Annotated in this window: 3 protein-coding genes; 1 reads left to right on the top strand and 2 read right to left on the bottom strand. The window is 70.4% G+C overall.

Annotated features, from left to right (window positions below; all coding sequences use genetic code 11):
- Positions 1-593 (bottom strand): redox-sensitive transcriptional activator SoxR (gene soxR, locus AC6EI8_RS25940; RefSeq protein WP_498383317.1); only part of this gene is annotated, 593 nt, incomplete at its 3' end.
- A gap of 174 nt (positions 594-767) precedes the next feature.
- On the opposite strand from soxR, the gene AC6EI8_RS25935 reads away from it, so the two are divergent.
- Positions 768-1,196 carry a RidA family protein gene (locus AC6EI8_RS25935; RefSeq protein WP_149317416.1) on the top strand — a complete coding sequence of 143 codons (429 nt, stop codon included), beginning with the start codon at positions 768-770 and terminating at the stop codon, positions 1,194-1,196.
- 113 nt (positions 1,197-1,309) lie between these two features.
- On the opposite strand, the gene AC6EI8_RS25930 is transcribed toward AC6EI8_RS25935, so the two are convergent.
- Positions 1,310-2,635, bottom strand: a 1,326-nt coding sequence (locus tag AC6EI8_RS25930) for a dihydrolipoyl dehydrogenase family protein (RefSeq protein WP_498383316.1), incomplete at its 5' end; no start/stop codon positions are given.

The following is a 2,635-nucleotide window of genomic DNA, read 5'->3' as shown; positions in this document are numbered from 1 at the left end:
GTGCCGCCGCCCCCCGTGCCGCCGCCCATCAGATGCGGCCACGGCCCCTGCCCCGCCAGCGTGTCGCCCGGATTGCGCAAGGGGCACGCCTTCAGAGACAGGCAGCCGCAGCCGATGCAGCCGTCGAGCTGGTCGCGCAACTGGGTCAGCGTGCGGATGCGCTCGTCCAGGTCTTCGCGCCACGCCGCCGACAGCCGGCGCCAGTCCGCCACCGTCGGCGCGCGTCCTTCCGGCAGCCGCGCCATCGCCTCGGCGATCGAGGCCAGCGGCAAGCCCATGCGCTGCGCCACGCGGATCACCGCCAGCTGGCGCAGCACCGCGCGCGCATAGCGCCGCTGGTTGCCGGCGCTGCGCGTACTGCGGATCAAGCCCTTGGACTCGTAGAAATGCAGCGCGGACACGGCCAGGCCGGTGCGTGCCGCGACCTCGCCGACCGACAGCAGGTCGGCGGCCTTGGGGCCGCGCTGGCGGACCGGCCGTTCGATTGGCTCGTCGCTGGATGGCTGGCGTCGACGGCGTTCGATCGATTCGTCGTTGGATGGCTGGCGTGGCGGCCGTTCGATCGATGGGTCGTTGGAAGGCTTGCGTGGCATGGCGGGGTTTGCGTCGGTCTTCGCAGCGAAAGTCCCAATGCTAGCAGGGTCACGGTTGACCTCAGGTTAACTTGAGGTTCGATACTGGCGCCACTCCGTTTCCTCAACGGGCGAGCGCGCACTGAACCGCTGCGCGCCCTGCAACCCGATCCTCTCCTCTTCGAGAACCAAGCCATGATCGAATCGCGCCGTCCCGCCTGCAGCCTGCACTTCGTCAATCCGCACGGCCTGTACGACCCCAGTCCGAATGCCTACTCGCATGTCGCGGTGGCGACCGCCCCGGGGCGCATCGTGTTCGCCAGCGGCCAGGGCGGCGAGGACCAGCACGGCACGTTGGCGCCGGATTTCGCCGGACAGGTGCGGCGCGCGCTGGAGAACCTGGAGATTGCGCTGCATGCCGGCGGCGCGGACCTGCGCGACGTGGCCAAGCTGACCGTGCTGATCGTCGACCATTCGCTGGAACGCCTGCAGGAATTCGGCGCCGAACTGCGGCGCATGTGGGGCACGCGTCCGCCGCCGGCCTGCACGCTGATTCCGGTCTCGCGGCTGGCGCTGGACGGCATGCTGTTCGAGATCGAGGCGACCGCGGTGGTGTCGCGCTAGGCGCGGCGGAACGGCAGTACGGCAGAGCGCGGGGCAGCGCAGCAGTGGAACGGCAGAGCGGTGAGCGACGAGCGGCCGGGCGCAAACCCGCAGTGCCGCGGATCTGTGGCGACTCAGCCGAACAGCTCCTCGGCGACCGTCGGGTGCAGCTGCATCGTCGTCTCCAGATGCGACAGCCGCACGCCCAGCCGCAGCGCGACCGCGATCGACTGCGCGATCTCGGGCGCGGCGTTGTCGAGCAGATGCACGCCGAGCACGCGCCCGCTGCGCGCGTTGTAAACCACCTTCATCACCGACGGCATCGTGTTGCCGGCGAAGCGGTTCTCCAGCGAGACGAAGCGCTTGATGCGCGTGCCGATGCGTTCCGGCTTGCCGGCGGCTTCGATCGCCGCCGCTTCGGTCAGTCCGACGCTGCCGATCGCGGGCTCACAGAACACCGCGGTGGGAATCACGTCGAAGTCGGCGCGCTCGCCGCGCCGGCCGAACAGCCGGTCGGCCAGCCAGCGGCCCTGCGCGGTGGCCACCGGCGTCAGCTGCGGTCCTTCGGTGACGTCGCCGATCGCATGGATGCCGCGCACGCTGGTGCGGAACTGCCGGTCCACGCGCAGGCCGCGCTGTCCGCGCGCCACGCCCAGCGCCTCGAGGCCGAGGCCATCGAGATTGGGTTCGCGCCCAATCGCGGCCAGCGCCGCCTGCGCGCGCACGCTGTGGATCCGTTCCCTGCCCTTGCCGTTCTTGCCACCGTTCCCGCCGCTTCCGCTGCTGCTGCCGCTTCCGCTGATCGCGCCCTCCTCCACCTGCCGGTAGCAGACCTCGATCGCGCCGTTGGCCTGGTCGAGCAGCGTCACGTCGGTATTCAGATGCAGCCGCACGCCCTTGGCTGTCAGGGCCTCGGCCAGCGCGAGCGCGATGTCCTCGTCGAAGTTTTCCAGCAGCCGCGACTCGCGCACCAGCATGTCGACCTTGACGCCGTAGCGCGACAGGATCGATGCCATCTCGACCGCGATATAGCCGCCGCCGATCACCACCAGCGAGGCCGGCACGCCGTTCCACTGGAACACGTCGTCGGAGGTGCTGGCCAGCTCGCCGCCGGGCACGGGCAGCGGTGCCGGCCGCGAACCGGTAGCGATCAGGATGCGGCGCGCCTGCAGCGTGTCGCCGCCGACCCGTACCTCGCCCGGCGCGGTGACCATCGCCTCGCCGCGCAGCACCTGCACGCCGGCTTCCTGCAGCCGCTGTGTATAGCTGGCATGCAGCCGCGCCATCTCGGCCTTGACGCGAACGATGGCGTCGTTCCAGTCCTCGCGTCCGCCGGTATGCGACAGGCAGCCCGACAGGATCGCGGCCCAGGTCGCGCCGTAGTGCAGCATCTTCTTGGGAATGCAGCCGCGGTTCACGCAGGTGCCGCCGATCTGCTCGCGCTCCACCAGGATCACGCT

Source organism: Cupriavidus sp. R6-3, assembly GCF_059772245.1.
Note: the sequence above shows the minus strand (reverse complement) of the source record. Positions and strands in the feature narration are given on the sequence as shown.